The organism is Ochrobactrum soli (assembly GCF_003664555.1).
In the GTDB taxonomy this organism is placed as follows: domain Bacteria; phylum Pseudomonadota; class Alphaproteobacteria; order Rhizobiales; family Rhizobiaceae; genus Brucella; species Brucella teleogrylli.
The window spans coordinates 58,002-72,684 of the sequence record NZ_RCHH01000010.1 but is presented as its reverse complement, the minus strand read 5'-3'; the positions used below and the strand labels follow the sequence as shown (position 1 = coordinate 72,684).

Below are 14,683 nucleotides of genomic sequence, written 5' to 3'. Positions count from 1 at the left end.
ATCCCACCAATTTAATAAGATTCCAACATCGTGCCCAAGATGTAAACCCCGGTTTGGCTGGGAATTTCCCCACAACGCACAGGCTCCGCCCCGTTATCGCTGATCAATATGGAAACAATGGCGGCTTCACTATCCCAATTTGTTGACAGTGTGTCTCTGAAAAGCGGGCTGGCGTTGAACGGTTTGACCCCAATATCTTGGGGCACGTCATGAATGTAACTTCTGGACATTCTGCATCGATAGATGTGTCGGGAAGTTCGCAATCTACTGCAACATCAGGATTAGAACGAATGAACAACAGCCATCTCGCATCCATCAAGAAGCGTCGCACCCAGTATGCTCTTGGCAAGAACCTCCCGCTCGCAAAGGAGCAGGTTGCGGAACTGATCCGCGAAGCCGTCAAGCACACGCCTTCATCGTTCAACTCGCAGAGCTCGCGTGCAGTCATCCTGTTTGGCGCTGAAAGCGACAAGCTGTGGAACATTGCCAAGGAAGAACTGCGCAAGATCGTTCCTGCCGATGCCTTTGCGCAGACGGAAGGCAAGCTCAACAGCTTCGCAGCCGGTGCTGGCACGGTTCTCTTCTTCGAAGACCAGAACGTCGTGAAGGGCCTGCAGGAGCAGTTCGCACTTTATGCCGACAACTTCCCGGTCTGGTCGGAACAGTCGGGCGGCATGGCGCAGCATTCGGTCTGGACTGCCCTCTCCGACGCCGGTATTGGCGCCAGCCTTCAGCACTACAACCCGCTGATCGACGCGGAAGTCGCCAAGACCTGGGATATTCCGTCGTCGTGGAAGCTGCGCGCCCAGATGCCGTTTGGTTCCAATGAACAGCCTTTCGGCGAAAAGACCTTCATGGATGACGGCGAGCGCTTCAAGGTATTCGGCTGATCCCGAATTTAAAAATACGAGACAGGGCCGGAGATTTTCTCTGGCCTTTTCTTTTTGCGGGCACAATATTGCCTTATCAACGCACTCTATATTGTGAACCTTCCCAAAATAGGAATCTAATGGCGACGCGCCAAAGCGAGTCGTGAACCGCCGCTTGCTCAAAAAATGAGGCGCATTTTCTATGCATGGTCCGGCCCAAACATTCGTCGTGACCGAAGGGGAAGTTGCATGACCACCGGAATCCTGTCCTTCAATCATCGTCGCCCGCGCGATACAGCCTCCAGAACGAGCCTCCAGTCTGGCTTTGTGCGACGCCTGTTGCGCAGCACAATTCCCGCCGCACTGGCTTTTGGCCTGCTGCTTTCAGCGGCACCAAAGGCTGTGCAGGCGGCCACGCCAGCCGATACGCTGGTCATCGCCATGGGAATTGATGACGTCATCTCGCTCGATCCTGCGGAAATCTTCGAAATCACCACCTCGGAAGTGCTCACCAGCACTTATGAGCGTCTGGTGACGACCGATACTAAAGACCCGACCAAGATCATCCCGCAGATCGCCGAAAGCTGGACGTTCTCGGAGGATGGGCGCTCGATCACCTTCAAGATTCGCAAAGGCCTGAAATTCGCCTCCGGCAATCCGTTGACGGCACAGGACGCTGCCTATTCGCTGCAACGCGCGATCAAAATGGACATGAGCCCGGCGTTCATCTTGAGCCAGTTTGGCCTGACGCGCGATAATGCCGATCAGAATATCGTGGCGACCGATGACGAAACGCTGGTTTTCACCACCGGAAAGGCGTTTGCGCCAAGCTTCGTTCTGAACTGCCTCACCTCCAGCGTTGCATCCATCGTGGACAGCAAACTGGTCAAGGAACACGAGCAGAAGACTGAAAAGACTGACGCTCACCCTTATGAAACCGACTTTGGCTATGAATGGCTGAAGGGCAATTATGCCGGTTCTGGTCCGTTCGCATTGAAACAATGGCGCGCCAATGAAGTGCTGCTTCTCGAACGCAATGAGAATTATGCCGATGCCAAGCCTGCGATGAAGCGCGTCATCTATCGTCATGTGAAGGAAGGCAGCTCGCAGCGTCTGCTTTTGCAGGCGGGCGATATCGACATTGCGCGCAATCTGGAACCGGGTGACCTTGAAACGCTGAGCAAGGACGACAAGTATCACGTTCTCGCCGCCCCCAAGGGACGCGTCTATTATCTGGTTGCAAACCAGAATGTCCCTGAACTTGCAAAGCCGGAAGTGCGCCAGGCAATCAAATATCTCATTGATTACAACACCATTGAATCCCAGCTGATCAAGGGTATCGGTCGCACCCATCAGTCCTTCCTGCCGCTTGGCATGTTTGGCGCGGTGGATGACAAGCCTTTCACTTACGACGTGGACAAGGCCAAGGAACTGCTTACTAAAGCCGGTTTGAAAGACGGCTTCAAGGTGACGCTCGATGTCCGCAATACGCAGCCAGGCGTCGGCATTGCCGAAAACATCCAGCAGACCATGCGCAATGCCGGTATCGACGTGGAAATCCTGCAAGGCGACGGCAAGCTGACGACGACCAAGGTGCGTGCGCGCAAGCATCAGCTGGCTCTCGGCATCTGGGGGCCGGATTATTGGGATCCGCACACCAATGCGGTGACCTTCACCAACAATCCTAACAATGGCGAGGATGTATCCATGCGCACCAATGCCTGGCAGGCGCATTGGGATATTCCAGACCTGACTGCTGAAACCATGGCTGCCGCCGAAGAGCGCGATACTGCCAAGCGTGAAGCGATGTATCATGATCTTCAGAAGAAGTTTCAGGAAACGAGCCCGTTCGCGATCCTTTACCAGCAGATCGAAACGGCTGTGACCGGTGCCAACGTGCACGGTTTCAACATGGTCGCCGACGCGAACTACATTCAGACCGTGACGAAAGACTAACGAAAAAAGACCGGGCATCCTCTGATGCCCGGTCTTTTTTAGACAACTGAATTTTCCTATTTAGTCTTCAAAACAGAATGGCGGCAACTGTACGAGCGCCGATTTCAGCGCTTCGGACCAGCTTTCGGATACCGTCTGGTAATAAGGGTCCGTTGCCTCGAAGCGCCGTTGCACGCCGGTCTTGAGGCTATCAGTTTCGTAAATCTGCATATCCAGCGGAAGGCCGACAGAGAGATTGGCTTTCAGCGTGGAATCGAACGAGACGAGCAGCAGCTTCACTGCATCCTCGAAGCTCATATCCGGCTGATAAGCGCGCACCAGAATGGGCTTGCCATATTTGTTCTCGCCGATCTGGAAAAACGGAGTATCGACCGAGCTTTCGATGAAATTGCCTTCGGGATAAATATAGAACAGTCGCGGTTGGCCGCCTTTGATCTGCCCGCCCAGAATGAACGAAGCGCCGAACGCATCCGCTGCCTTCTGGCCGCCGGTAGCAGAACTCTGAATCACTTCCTTGACCGTATCACCAACCAGCCGTGCAACCTGAAACATGGACGGCGCGTCGAACACCGACGGGTGACGGTCAGCGGGCGCCTTCATCCGTTCTTCCAGCAAACTGGCGACTGATTGCGTCGTGGCAAGATTGCCAGCCGAGAGCAGGACGATGACGCGGTCACCGGGCTTCGACCAGCTCCGCATCTTAGAAAATTTCGAAATATTGTCGAGCCCCGCATTCGTCCGGGTGTCGGACATGAACACAAGGCCACGATCGATTTTCATTCCAACGCAATAGGTCATCGGCAGTATCCGGCAGGCGATATCATCGTTCTCGTCCGATCACTGCCCTACATTGATGTGAACCGCAAGGCTTTCGACCGTTCCACCAAGCCGAACGCCTGAAATTGGAGCCGCATCGCGATAATCGAGCCCGGTCGCCAGACGCACATAGCGATCATTCGGGCAAATATTATTCGCCGCATCGAAACCAACCCAACCCAATCCGTCGATATGCGCTTCCGCCCAGGCGTGACTTGCAGTCTGGTCTTCCACGCCCTCCATCATGAGATAGCCGGAGACATACCGCGCCGGAATGCCGAGCAGCCGCGCGACAGACAGGAAGATGTGGCTATGGTCCTGACAGACGCCCTTGCCCGCGCCGAGCGCCGTTTCCGCATCGGTGAAAACGCTGGTTGTGCCGGGCATATAGGCGACAGAACCATGGACGCGGTTCATCAACTCGTGAAGCAGGGCAAGCCGCTCCTGCCCGGTTGAAACTTCGCCCGCGAGCGCGCGAATGCCCTCGCCCGGCAGAGTCAGTTCGGTTTCGCGTTCGAACAGCCATAAGGGCGCATAGCCATAGACCGGACCGAGTACGCCGACACCGTCTTCCACATCGACAGTGCCGCTGGCGGTGATGATAATCTCGCTGGTATTGCGCTGGTGCTGCACCAGGTCGGTCTTGTTTCCGAAACCGTCGATATAGGAGACTTCCGGTTCGCCGCCTTCGATTGTCAGCTCCCAGTGCTTCACCATCTGTCCCGGCACGGTCGGCGGGCGCAAACGCAAACGCTGCACCGCATAGGGCACCGGATGTTCATAAACATAATGCGAAACGTGCCGGATATTGAGCTGCAAGCGAGGACCTCAATTGAAATTATAGGTTTCAGCGATCTCGTTGCCGAGCCGGTTGTTGCATTTGATGAAGTCCGTCAGGAATTCATGCAGACCAACATCGAAGATTGCACTTATGTCCTGATTTTGCAGTGTCGAAAAGATTTTCTCCCCTGTTTCATGACAGGTAGCATGGCTGTCATAGTCCTTGGACAGAAAATCCAGATGCTCGTTGATGCTGCGATAGCAATAATTAAGCGAGCGTGGCATGCGTCCGTTCAGGATCAGATAATCCGCGACATGCGCCGGACGATAATCCCCGTCATAGACCCAGCGATAGGAGCGATGCGCCGAGACCGAGCGCAGGATCGACTCCCACTGATAATTATCGAGCGTTGTCCCGACATAGGAAATGGCCGGCAGCAGCACATAATATTTCACGTCCAGGATGCGCGCGGTGTTGTCGGCGCGTTCAATGAATGTGCCCAGGCCCGCAAAATCGAAAATCTCGTTGCGCAGCATGGTCCCGTGAAAGGCTCCGCGGATCAGTGCCGTTTCGCGCTTGATCTGGTCGAGAAGCGGCGGCAGGTCGCTTTCCTTGAGCGGCTTGCTCAGCGACTTCTTCAAAAGCATCCACGCTTCATTGACGCTTTCCCACGCCTCGCGCGTCAAAGCGGTGCGCACCATGCGCGCATTGGAACGCGCCGTCTCAAAACAAGACATCACGCTTGACGGATTGCTGGTATCACGCAGCAGGAAATCGGCTACATTCGCCGCATTATACGCATCGTATCTTGCGGAAAAGGCCTGACTGGCGCCCGCCGACACCACCACGGAAGACCATTCTTCCGGCGCGTCGGACGTCTTGGTCAGAGCCATACGCAATCCGGCATCCACCAGGCGAGCCATATTTTCCGCCCGCTCAATGTAGCGGAACATCCAGAAAAGCCCGTTTGCCGTGCGGCCTAAAAGCATGAATTCATTCCCCTTATCGAGCCTTTAAGGCTCCATCTTCACGCGCCGGTCTTAATGCCGGATTTTGCGTACAAATTCGTTTCTGCTTCAGTTCTAGTCGTCCAGAACCCAGGTGTCCTTGGTGCCACCGCCCTGACTGGAATTCACCACCAGCGATCCTTCCTTCAGCGCCACGCGGGTCAAACCGCCGGGCGTGATGCGGATACGGTCGGAAACCAGCACGAACGGGCGCAGATCGACATGGCGCGGCGCGAGACCCTTTTCGGTAAAGATCGGGGTGGTGGAAAGCGCCAGTGTCGGCTGCGCGATATAATTGCGCGGACGCGCCTTCAGCTTTTTCGCAAAGGCTTCGCGTTCAGCCTTGGTGGATGCAGGCCCCACCAGCATGCCGTAACCGCCGGAACCGTGCACTTCCTTGACGACAAGATCGGCCAGATTGTCGAGCACATAGGCCAGACTGTCCGGTTCCGAGCAGCGCCATGTCGGCACGTTTTCGAGGATCGCCTTGCGGCCCGTATAGAACTCTACGATTTCCGGCATATAGGAATAGATCGCCTTGTCGTCGGCAATGCCGGTGCCCGGTGCATTGGCAATGGTGATATTGCCCGCGCGGTAGACATCCATGATACCTGCGACGCCAAGTGTCGAATCCGGACGGAACGTCAGAGGATCGAGATAGGCGTCGTCCACGCGACGGTAAAGCACGTCGATGGCGCGATAGCCCTGCGTGGTTCGCATGGCGACGCGCCCATCAACCACCCGCAGATCGCTGCCCTCCACCAGTTCGACGCCCATCTGGTCGGCCAGAAACGCGTGTTCGAAATAGGCGGAATTATAAATGCCGGGCGTCAGAACCGCGACGGTCGGCACGCCCTGCGTACCGGGAGGCGCGACGCTCGCCAGCGACTGGCGCAGCAATTGCGGATAGTTCTCAACCGGGCGAACCTTGACGTTCTGGAACAGCTCCGGGAACAGCTGCATCATCGTTTCGCGGTTTTCCAGCATATAGGAAACACCGGACGGCGTGCGGGCATTGTCTTCCAGCACGTAGAACTGGTTCTCTGCGGTGCGCACGATATCGACGCCGATAATATGCGTATAGACGTTGCCGGGCGGACGAAAGCCGATCATCTCGGGCAGAAATGCCTCGTTCCTGGTGATCAGTTCTTTCGGGATGCGCCCTGCCCTGACAATTTCCTGCCGATGATAAATATCGTCGAGAAACGCGTTAAGCGCCATGACGCGCTGTTCGATGCCTTGCGAAAGACGCCGCCATTCCTGACCGGAAATGATGCGCGGGATGATATCGAAAGGGATAAGCCGTTCGGCTGCTTCCTGATCCCCGTAAACCGCGAAAGTAATGCCCGTCTTGCGAAAGACGCTTTCTGCGTCCTGAGATTTCTGCAGAAGCTTGCCAGAATCCTGGCCGTCGAGCCATTGTTTGAGAAATTCGTAAGGTGGCCGGACATTCCCGCCATGGTTGAGCATTTCATCAAATGGCTTCACTGAGTACCCCTTTTTCCGCTATTATTCAGCGCGACTTTGGGGAAATGCAAGCATTGAAATCATATAAAAGTGCAAAGCAGGGTTGCGCAATTCGTCGTGATGACAACGGACGAATTGGAATGTAGACTCCCGGCCAAACTGGGAATCGCTTGGCCCGTTTCTATCCCGGACGATGTGCCTTGACGACCGCCGGGTCGGTTTCGATACGGCCAGCACCGATCAAATCAAGACAATATGGGATAGCCGGAAAGACCGCCTGCAAGGTCATTGCGATGGATGCAGGCTTGCCCGGCAGGTTGAGAATAAAGCTCTTGCCGCGGCTGCCCGCCGTCTGGCGCGAGAGAATAGCTGTCGGCGTTTGTTCGAGGCTGACGCGGCGCATCAACTCGCCAAAACCCGGCAATTCCTTGTGCAGAACGGCATGCATGGCTTCTGTTGTCTCGTCGCGCGGGCTTGGCCCCGTGCCGCCCGTCGTCAGGATCAGATCGCAAGCCTCATCATCGCAAAGCGCGATCAGCGTATCGCGTACCGACGCCATCCCGTCGGGAATGACGCGCTTCACCGTTTCGTAAGGCGTGACGATGGCGTTCTTCAGCCATGCTTCGATGGCCGGGCCGCTCAAATCCTCATATTCGCCACGGCTTGCGCGGTCGGAAACGGTAACAACGCCGATTTTCAAAACTGCATCCCCAAATCCTCTGAACGACGGCACTCATATCGTCCACCCGCGACAATGTGAAGACACCGTGTTCCGTTCCATGCTTGACGCGGGTGCAAAACCGCTATCAACGTCAATCGTAGCCCGCGCGTCGAAGGATGCGCAATATCACCGCCAAAAGCTTCTTCCGGTCATCATGATCATCAAGCGCAACGATCTCATTTTTGCGGTACGGACCACCGCCGCATCGCTGATCGCGCTTTATATTGCCTTCCTGATGAATATGGATGACCCGAAATGGGCCGCCATGACGGTCTGGATTGTCGCTCAAAGCAGCCGTGCAATGAGCGTTTCCAAGAGCATCTATCGCCTCATGGGCACGGCAATCGGCGTCGTGGTCGCGGTGTTGCTCACGGCAATCTTCATCCAGACACCCACTCTGTTTCTGCTGGTGCTCGCAGGCTGGATCGGCCTTTGTACTGCGCTTTCGACGGGCCTGCGCAACTTCCGCTCCTATGGCGCGGTGCTTGCCGGCTATACGGCTGCCATCGTCGCCATCGACTCTTTGTCCGACCCGGAAAATGTGTTTGAAATCGCTGTATCGCGGTTGATCTACATTGCATTGGGCATCGTGACCGAAGCCATCATCACCTGGCTGTTCAGCACCGATAATCCCTTTGAGGAAGCACGTGCGCAGCTTGGAAAATTCATGCGGCAGACGGCCAAGCTCTGCGCAGAAATGCTGGGCGGTGAAGCCGGAACCGGCGCGCTGCAAACCGCCTATCGCAATGCCATCGCCTTCGATACGGCCATTGAGTACAAGGCCGCGAGTTCCGTCACGGTCAGGCGCAGCGTTGGCTATCTCAGGCAGGCGATGGTGGTCACGCTGCAACAGGCATCGGCTGTGCGCGCCATATTGGAAATGCCATCACAAACCACGAGCGGCGATCCATTGTTGCTGGAAGCCAAAAACGCCATGGCGCAGATCGCCGATGGCGACGAAACCGTTGATCTCGAAGCTCTGCGCGAAAAGATCATGCGCACGGCGGAAGAAGAAACGAGCGGCAATACCGATCTCACTTCCGGGCGGCTGATGTTTTTGTATCGCCTAAGAAGCATGCTCGGTTTTCAGGAACAGGCACTCGCCATCGAAGCCGAACTCGACACCGCGCATCCGAAAGCGAACCGTGTACGGCTTTCCTACCATGTCGATCACACGGCAGCGTTTATCAACGGTATTCGCGCATTTGTGGCGCTGGCCGCAGCATCCGCGATCTGGATCTTCACCGCATGGCCATCCGGTCCAGGTTTCGTCATCGTGGTTGGTGTGGTCAACGCGCTTTTCGCAACCCGGCCAAACCCGGTTGCCAGCGGAACGGAATTTTTGAAAGGCTCGGCGATTGCCGCAATCGTGGCGGCCATCATGAATTTTGGCGTTTTGCCCGTCATTTGGGGGTTCCTCCCCTTCACCATCGTCATAGCGCCCGTTCTGATCTGCGCCGGGCTTGCCATGCGCAATCCGTCTACCATCGCCAAAGGATCGGCATTCGCCATTTTTTTCTGGGATTTGATTGGCCCTGACAATTTCACGCGACCCGACGCCACGTCCTTTCTGAATGGCGTGCTTGCGCTGCTTCTCGGCATCGGTATTGGCACGCTTGTCTTCTCGCTGCTTTTTCCACCGAACGACTATGCCGCGCAGCGCCGCATGAAGCGCGCCATGCGCGACAGCCTGAAGAAGATCGGTGCGGCGCCACGTTCCATCTCCATCGAGGCGTGGATCAGCCAAAGTGCTGACCGTATCTCGCGTCTGCTCATAACCGAGACCTCTGCCGCATCACCTGAGGCGCATCAGGATTTGCGCGGTATGCTGGCCGTCCTGAACCTCGGCTCTGCGGCACTGGAACTGGCACAATTTACCGACCATCCCCAGCCGGATGTCCGCCTAGCAGTCCGCAACATGCTGCGGACATTGGCGGTTTTCGAGCCTGTAATGCTGATTGAAACCACCACGGCTGGCGCAGGCCAGATTCTGGCCGCATCGGAAGCTGCCAGAGCTGCGGAAAAAGACCGGTTGTTGCACGCGGCTGCACTCATGCAAGCCATGGCCATGACGACGGAAGCGAATGCTGCATTCCTGCGTTGACGTCTATTCCATAAAAGCAGGCATCAGTAAGAGATGCATTATTGATTAAAACAATACTTATTTATGCAACAATTATTCCAAAAAAATTCAAATATTTTAGAAGACGTAAACGATTGCCGGTTACTATCTATGGTCATATGCTATAGTGAGCTTTAGCAAACTGGAAAGTTTTCGAACACAGACTTGCGGTGGCAAGCCCCCACCGGTCACATTGCGGAATGCATGGAAATGCCATTTTCGAGGGATTATTACTTCGGACGTTTCAAGGCCGACGAACTGGCAAGGTTGCAACAGGCCTATATTCAGTCCTGCGCAGCCATCGGTTGCTGCCCGATCACCTCGCCTTTGAAGGACGAGCTGGTCCGCGAAATCATCCAGATTTATGAGTGCGGCGTTTCCCAGCCTGAGAAGATCGCCGAACTCATGAAGCAGATCGAAAGCGTCAAACACCGTGCCGATCAGGCCCAGACGCTCGACCAATTTGCCGTTATACACTCCAAGACTGCATAAGCCCTGTTAGAGATCCGGGACTTATTCCGCAGCATCCGCCAGATAGCCGAATTGCAGCACATTTTGGGGCGCTTTTACGCCCGGCAACAGACGCTCATCGTCAATCGGTTCGCCCAGATGTGTCGTCACCGGAATGATGCCCGCCCAGATCGGTAGCGCATAATCCGGCTCGTCATCCTTGGGTGGACCGGAGCGGACTTTCGCTGACGCTTCATTCAGTTCCAGTTCCAGCAGCATGGTCGCCTTCAGTTCCTTGGCCATCATCGGGCGTAGCCCTTCCCAGCGATCAGGAAAAAGCCCATTCACGAAGTTGCGCAAATGTCGCTCCTTCGCCACAACATCGGTAATTTTCTTCGCCGTACCGAAAGCCATCACGGAACGATAATTGCAGGAATGGTGAAAGGCAGAACGCGCCAGCACCAACCCGTCCAATGTTGCGAAGCTGACGCAGACTTCCGCTTCCTCACAAGCTTCCAACATGCGGCTTGCCGAGGATCCGTGCCAGTAAATGAAATTGCCTTCCCGCCATACGAGCGTCGGCGACACATAGGGCGCGCCGTTGAAAACATAGGCTACATGGGCGAGCGGCTGAGCATCAATGATCGCGTGAACACTGTCCGCATCATAGCGGCCGCGATCATGCAGGCGCTTCACTCTGGTTCTTTCTGTTGGGGCATTCGTCATGCTGGTCGGTCCTGTTTGCATTTGCACTTTCGATGCATGCAAAATGCCGTCATAGTGGTATGTTGAAAATAACCACTTATAAGATACTGAACCATGCCACTTATCGCATCGATACCGGAATTCGGGATTGACCGTACGAGCGCTACGCCTCTCGCCGTTCAGCTTGCAGAACAGATAAGGCAGGCCGTTCTGACCGGAAGGCTGAAGCCTGAAAGTCGCCTTCCCTCGACCCGCGCTTTTGCGGAAGAACTGGGCGTCTCGCGCGCCACAGCGCTTGCGGCTTATGACCAGCTGATCGCGGAAGGTTATCTGGAAGGCAGGCACGGTTCAGGGACGCGCATTGCCGCTCAATTGCCGGATGTAACGTTGAAAACCGGGCCAACGGGCAGCGCCCCGACAGCGAAGACGACCACCAAGGCAACACTTACACCGCAGCCCTTTCAGCAAGGTGTATTCGACAGCGATCACTTTCCACATGCGGAATGGGGCAAATTGCTTGGGCGCATCTGGCGCAAGCCTGACACCAACCTGCTGAACGGCAACGATCCATTCGGCTATTTTCCGCTGCGTGTCGCGCTTGCCCGCCATCTGCATGAATGGCGCGGCATGGCGGTGGATGCAGGGCAAATTCTGATTACCGGCGGCAGTACCGACGCATTTTCGCTTCTCCGGGCAGCCATCTTCGAACCAGGCGACAAAATCTGGATGGAGGAGCCCGGCTATTCGCCTGCCCGTAACATTCTCGGCGGTCAGGGAATCGATGTTGTTTCCGTGCCGGTCGATGACAACGGTCTTGATGTGGCCGCCGGGCGACAAAGCGCGATGCAGGCACGTGCGGCTTTTGTAACACCGGCCCGCCATCATCCGACGGGTGTAACCATGCCGCTGGCGCGACGGCTCGATCTCATTGCCTGGGCGCGCGAAAGCGACGCATTCATCATCGAAGACGACTATGACAGCGAGCATCGCTATATCGGTCAGCCGCTTCCGGCCCTTATGTCGCTCGACCGCGACCGCATTCTTTATATCGGCAGTTTCTCGAAGGTATTTTCACCCGTCTTGCGGCTCGGCTTCCTGATCGTGCCTCTGCATTTGACGGAAAAGTATCGCACACTCCGGCGCGAACTTTTGCCGCCGCCGTCGATGCTTGCGCAACCGGCACTGGCACAATTCATCGAAACTGGCGCTTTTGCCCAGCACATCAGGCGAATGCGCCGTCTCTACGCGGCGCGTCGTAACAAGCTTATTGCGGCACTATCCCCCGGTGAACCGTCGCTTTTCAGCATTGAAGCGCCCCCCGCCGGGCTGACGCTTTTGCTGGCGCTTTCAGACGAGCAAAACGATGTGATGCTTGCAAATAAACTCGCCGACAGCGGTATAAAGGTTCAGCCTCTGTCGCCACTCTATGGCATTTTCCAACCAAGACAGGGACTTATCCTCGGTTTCTCAGGCTTTGAAGAAGCTTCTCTGGAGAAATCTGCAACAGCGCTGATAAAAATCCTCGAAAGCTCAATTTGAACATCGTGCGTTAGCACTTTCGTAAACTTTGGATTCAGTTTTTGCAGGTAATCTTACCTGAGCAATGACTCGGGAGAGCGTTGCAGCCCATTTGTTCTGAGTACGGGTGCCCATGCGTTCTTCGCCTTCGCGTTCTTTGGTCGTGTCTGCCATTGCGCTCGCTTGCGCCGCCCTGTCGGGCTGCACATCGAGTTCCGGCATCGACAGCATCATGCTCCAGCCGAAACCCTCGGCGGAGATGACCAGTTCTGTTGTGAGGCCGGTTCCGCCCGCAGCCGTAACCGAAACAGCAAGCGCGCCACGCGCGCAGCCACTCCCCCCGCAAGAAGAGGTGCTTGCCTGGGCCGGACCTGTTCCAGACGGCGGACAGTTCAAGGTGCAGCCGCCTGCGCCGGTTGCGCCGCAACCGCGCGGGCCATTGCAGGAGCGCCCCGTCGCGCAGATACCTACACCCGTGCCGCAAACCGAAGCACCGCGCATGCCTGCACCGCAGGTGGCGGCCTATCCGGCAGTGCGTCTGGAACCGCAAGCGCGCACGGCACAAGATCGCTCCAGAATCTACAGCCATCGCTTCCGCGATGCGAAGCCGATCAATTTTGGCCGTGCATCGCCGCGCAAACTCGCCGTGCATGGCGTAGACGTGTCGCGCTGGCAGGGGGATATCGACTGGCCGAAGCTGCGCACGCAAGGCGCGAACTTCGCCTATATCAAGGCCACAGACGGCGGTGATCATCTCGACCCGATGTTCCGCAAGAACTGGCGCGAGGCCAAGGCCGCCGGTATCAAGCGCGGCGCTTATCACTTCTTCTATTGGTGCCGTGTCGCCAGCGAACAGGCTGACTGGTTCATCCGCAACGTGCCGAAAGACCCCGACGCACTGCCGCCGGTGATCGACGTGGAATGGAATGGCGATTCCGCCTGCCGCCGCCGCCCGTCGCCGCAACAGGTGCGTGAAAAGATGCAGGTCTTCATGGACAAGCTGGAGCGCCATTACGGCAAGCGCCCGGTCATCTATACCGCTCCGGATTTCTACGATGACAATCTGAAAGGTGCGTTCACCAACTATCCGTTCTGGTTGCGCGCTGTGGCACAACACCCATCGAAGGTCTATCCGGGCCGTCCATGGCTGTTCTGGCAATATTCTGGATCGGGCCTGTCTCAGGGCGTGAGCAACAAGATCGATCTCAATGTTTTCCATGGCTCCGAAGCAGAATGGCATCGCTGGCTGGAACGGGTCGGCAGCTGATAGTGCTTCATCCCAAACAAAACCCCGGAATTTCCATTCCGGGGTTTTGTTTATTCAGCGGCAGTCACTTCTTGCCGATATTTTCCAGATCGTACGGCGTCGACTGGTAAATTTCATTGATCCAGTTGCCGAACAGCAGATGCGCGTGGCCACGCCAGCGGTTTTGCGGCGGGCGGGTCGCGTCGTCGTCCGGGAAATAATTTGCGGGCACCTTGGTTTCAGGCTCAGCCTGAATATCGCGGAAATATTCGTCGGCCAACGACGTCGTGTCATATTCGACGTGGTTGAACATGTGCAGCGCCCGATGGCGTGGGTCTTCCAGCAGACAAAGGCCGGATTCAGCGCTATCGACGAGAACATTCAGGCCGCTATCCTGCGGAATGTCTTCCTTGCGCACTTCCGTCCAGCGCGAAACCGGAATGGTGAAATCGTCCGAAAATCCGCGCAGATAGGGCGAGGCCGGGGCAAGGTTCTGCTGGCTGTAGACACCGGAGGCCTTGGCCGGAAGTTCATACTTGCCCATACCATGGAAATGATGGACGGCGGCCTGCGCCGACCAGCAGATGTTCAAAGAACGATGCACATGGGTCTGCGTCCAGTCGAAAACGCGCTGCAATTCATCCCAATAGGTCACTTCTTCGAAGTTCAACCGTTCCACTGGCGCACCGGTGATTACGAAGCCATCGAAGCGTTCGTCACGCACATCTTCCCATGGGCGATAGAAGGAGAGCATGTGATCGGCGGAGGTGTGGCGCGCGACGTGATTGGTAATGCGCACGAGCGTCAGTTCCACCTGAAGCGGTGTCGCGCCTAAAAGGCGGGCGATCTGCGTTTCCGTGGTCGCCTTGTTGGGCATGAGATTGAGCAGGCCGATGCGCAAGGGCCGAATGTCCTGACGCACGGCATCCGCCTCGCGCATGACCATAACGCCCTCGGCCTGGAGAACACTGGTTGCTGGCAGATCGTCAGGAATTTTTATCGGCATGATCGCGTCGGTCCCTAGT

The 14,683-nt window shown here is 56.4% G+C and carries 13 protein-coding genes; 6 read left to right on the top strand and 7 right to left on the bottom strand.

Annotated elements, in window-relative coordinates; translation table 11 throughout:
• Positions 1-290 precede the first annotated feature (290 nt).
• Entirely contained in the window at positions 291-890 is a 600-nt protein-coding gene (locus D8666_RS16845) for a nitroreductase family protein (protein WP_109367424.1), read from the top strand.
• 228 nt (positions 891-1,118) lie between these two features.
• The gene (locus D8666_RS16840; RefSeq protein ID WP_235858990.1) at positions 1,119-2,825 is read left to right on the top strand and encodes an ABC transporter substrate-binding protein; all 1,707 of its coding nucleotides are present in this window, start codon (positions 1,119-1,121) and stop codon (positions 2,823-2,825) included.
• Positions 2,826-2,885: 60 nt separating this feature from the next.
• Here D8666_RS16840 and D8666_RS16835 read toward each other — a convergent pair whose 3' ends face one another.
• The 5 genes from D8666_RS16835 to mog form a co-directional block, all read right to left on the bottom strand.
• A complete protein-coding gene (locus D8666_RS16835) occupies positions 2,886-3,623 on the bottom strand; it encodes a proteasome-type protease (protein ID WP_121538824.1) in 738 nt (245 codons plus the stop codon).
• Positions 3,624-3,662: 39 nt separating this feature from the next.
• Positions 3,663-4,460: a transglutaminase family protein gene (locus tag D8666_RS16830; protein ID WP_121538823.1), complete on the bottom strand. Its 798-nt coding sequence runs from the start codon at positions 4,458-4,460 to the stop codon at positions 3,663-3,665.
• Positions 4,461-4,469: 9 nt separating this feature from the next.
• Positions 4,470-5,411, bottom strand: coding sequence for an alpha-E domain-containing protein (locus D8666_RS16825; RefSeq protein WP_109367427.1), 942 nt, complete (start codon positions 5,409-5,411; stop codon positions 4,470-4,472).
• Between the two features lie 93 nt (positions 5,412-5,504).
• Complete coding sequence (locus tag D8666_RS16820; RefSeq protein ID WP_109367428.1) at positions 5,505-6,917, bottom strand: circularly permuted type 2 ATP-grasp protein; 1,413 nt, start codon at positions 6,915-6,917, stop codon at positions 5,505-5,507.
• 160 nt (positions 6,918-7,077) lie between these two features.
• The gene (gene mog, locus D8666_RS16815) at positions 7,078-7,596 is read right to left on the bottom strand and encodes a molybdopterin adenylyltransferase (protein WP_109367991.1); all 519 of its coding nucleotides are present in this window, start codon (positions 7,594-7,596) and stop codon (positions 7,078-7,080) included.
• Positions 7,597-7,663: 67 nt separating this feature from the next.
• Between mog and D8666_RS16810 the strand changes: the two genes are divergently transcribed.
• Both D8666_RS16810 and D8666_RS16805 read left to right on the top strand, forming a co-directional pair.
• Complete coding sequence (locus tag D8666_RS16810; RefSeq protein ID WP_167836103.1) at positions 7,664-9,721, top strand: FUSC family protein; 2,058 nt, start codon at positions 7,664-7,666, stop codon at positions 9,719-9,721.
• A gap of 228 nt (positions 9,722-9,949) precedes the next feature.
• Positions 9,950-10,231 carry a hypothetical protein gene (locus tag D8666_RS16805; protein ID WP_109367992.1) on the top strand — a complete coding sequence of 94 codons (282 nt, stop codon included), beginning with the start codon at positions 9,950-9,952 and terminating at the stop codon, positions 10,229-10,231.
• Positions 10,232-10,252: 21 nt separating this feature from the next.
• Here the strand turns inward: D8666_RS16805 and D8666_RS16800 are convergent, their stop codons facing one another.
• Positions 10,253-10,915 carry a pyridoxamine 5'-phosphate oxidase family protein gene (locus D8666_RS16800; RefSeq protein WP_109367993.1) on the bottom strand — a complete coding sequence of 221 codons (663 nt, stop codon included), beginning with the start codon at positions 10,913-10,915 and terminating at the stop codon, positions 10,253-10,255.
• 93 nt (positions 10,916-11,008) lie between these two features.
• On the opposite strand from D8666_RS16800, the gene pdxR reads away from it, so the two are divergent.
• Both pdxR and D8666_RS16790 read left to right on the top strand, forming a co-directional pair.
• Entirely contained in the window at positions 11,009-12,433 is a 1,425-nt protein-coding gene (gene pdxR, locus D8666_RS16795; RefSeq protein WP_109367430.1) for a MocR-like pyridoxine biosynthesis transcription factor PdxR, read from the top strand.
• Positions 12,434-12,545: 112 nt separating this feature from the next.
• Positions 12,546-13,679 carry a glycoside hydrolase family 25 protein gene (locus tag D8666_RS16790; RefSeq protein ID WP_109367431.1) on the top strand — a complete coding sequence of 378 codons (1,134 nt, stop codon included), beginning with the start codon at positions 12,546-12,548 and terminating at the stop codon, positions 13,677-13,679.
• 64 nt (positions 13,680-13,743) lie between these two features.
• Here the strand turns inward: D8666_RS16790 and metA are convergent, their stop codons facing one another.
• Entirely contained in the window at positions 13,744-14,664 is a 921-nt protein-coding gene (metA, locus tag D8666_RS16785; RefSeq protein ID WP_109367994.1) for a homoserine O-acetyltransferase MetA, read from the bottom strand.
• Positions 14,665-14,683: the final 19 nt, after the last annotated feature.

Bases quoted from the DNA above. Each gene is read 5' to 3' on its own strand.
- D8666_RS16805 (WP_109367992.1), top strand. From the start codon at position 9,950: ATGCCATTTTCGAGGGATTATTACTTCGGACGTTTCAAGGCCGACGAA.
- pdxR (WP_109367430.1), top strand. From the start codon at position 11,009: ATGCCACTTATCGCATCGATACCGGAATTCGGGATTGACCGTACGAGC.
- D8666_RS16840 (WP_235858990.1), top strand. From the start codon at position 1,119: ATGACCACCGGAATCCTGTCCTTCAATCATCGTCGCCCGCGCGATACA.
- metA (WP_109367994.1), bottom strand. From the start codon at position 14,664: ATGCCGATAAAAATTCCTGACGATCTGCCAGCAACCAGTGTTCTCCAG.
- D8666_RS16825 (WP_109367427.1), bottom strand. From the start codon at position 5,411: ATGCTTTTAGGCCGCACGGCAAACGGGCTTTTCTGGATGTTCCGCTAC.
- D8666_RS16790 (WP_109367431.1), top strand. From the start codon at position 12,546: ATGCGTTCTTCGCCTTCGCGTTCTTTGGTCGTGTCTGCCATTGCGCTC.
- D8666_RS16800 (WP_109367993.1), bottom strand. From the start codon at position 10,915: ATGACGAATGCCCCAACAGAAAGAACCAGAGTGAAGCGCCTGCATGAT.
- D8666_RS16845 (WP_109367424.1), top strand. From the start codon at position 291: ATGAACAACAGCCATCTCGCATCCATCAAGAAGCGTCGCACCCAGTAT.
- D8666_RS16835 (WP_121538824.1), bottom strand. From the start codon at position 3,623: ATGACCTATTGCGTTGGAATGAAAATCGATCGTGGCCTTGTGTTCATG.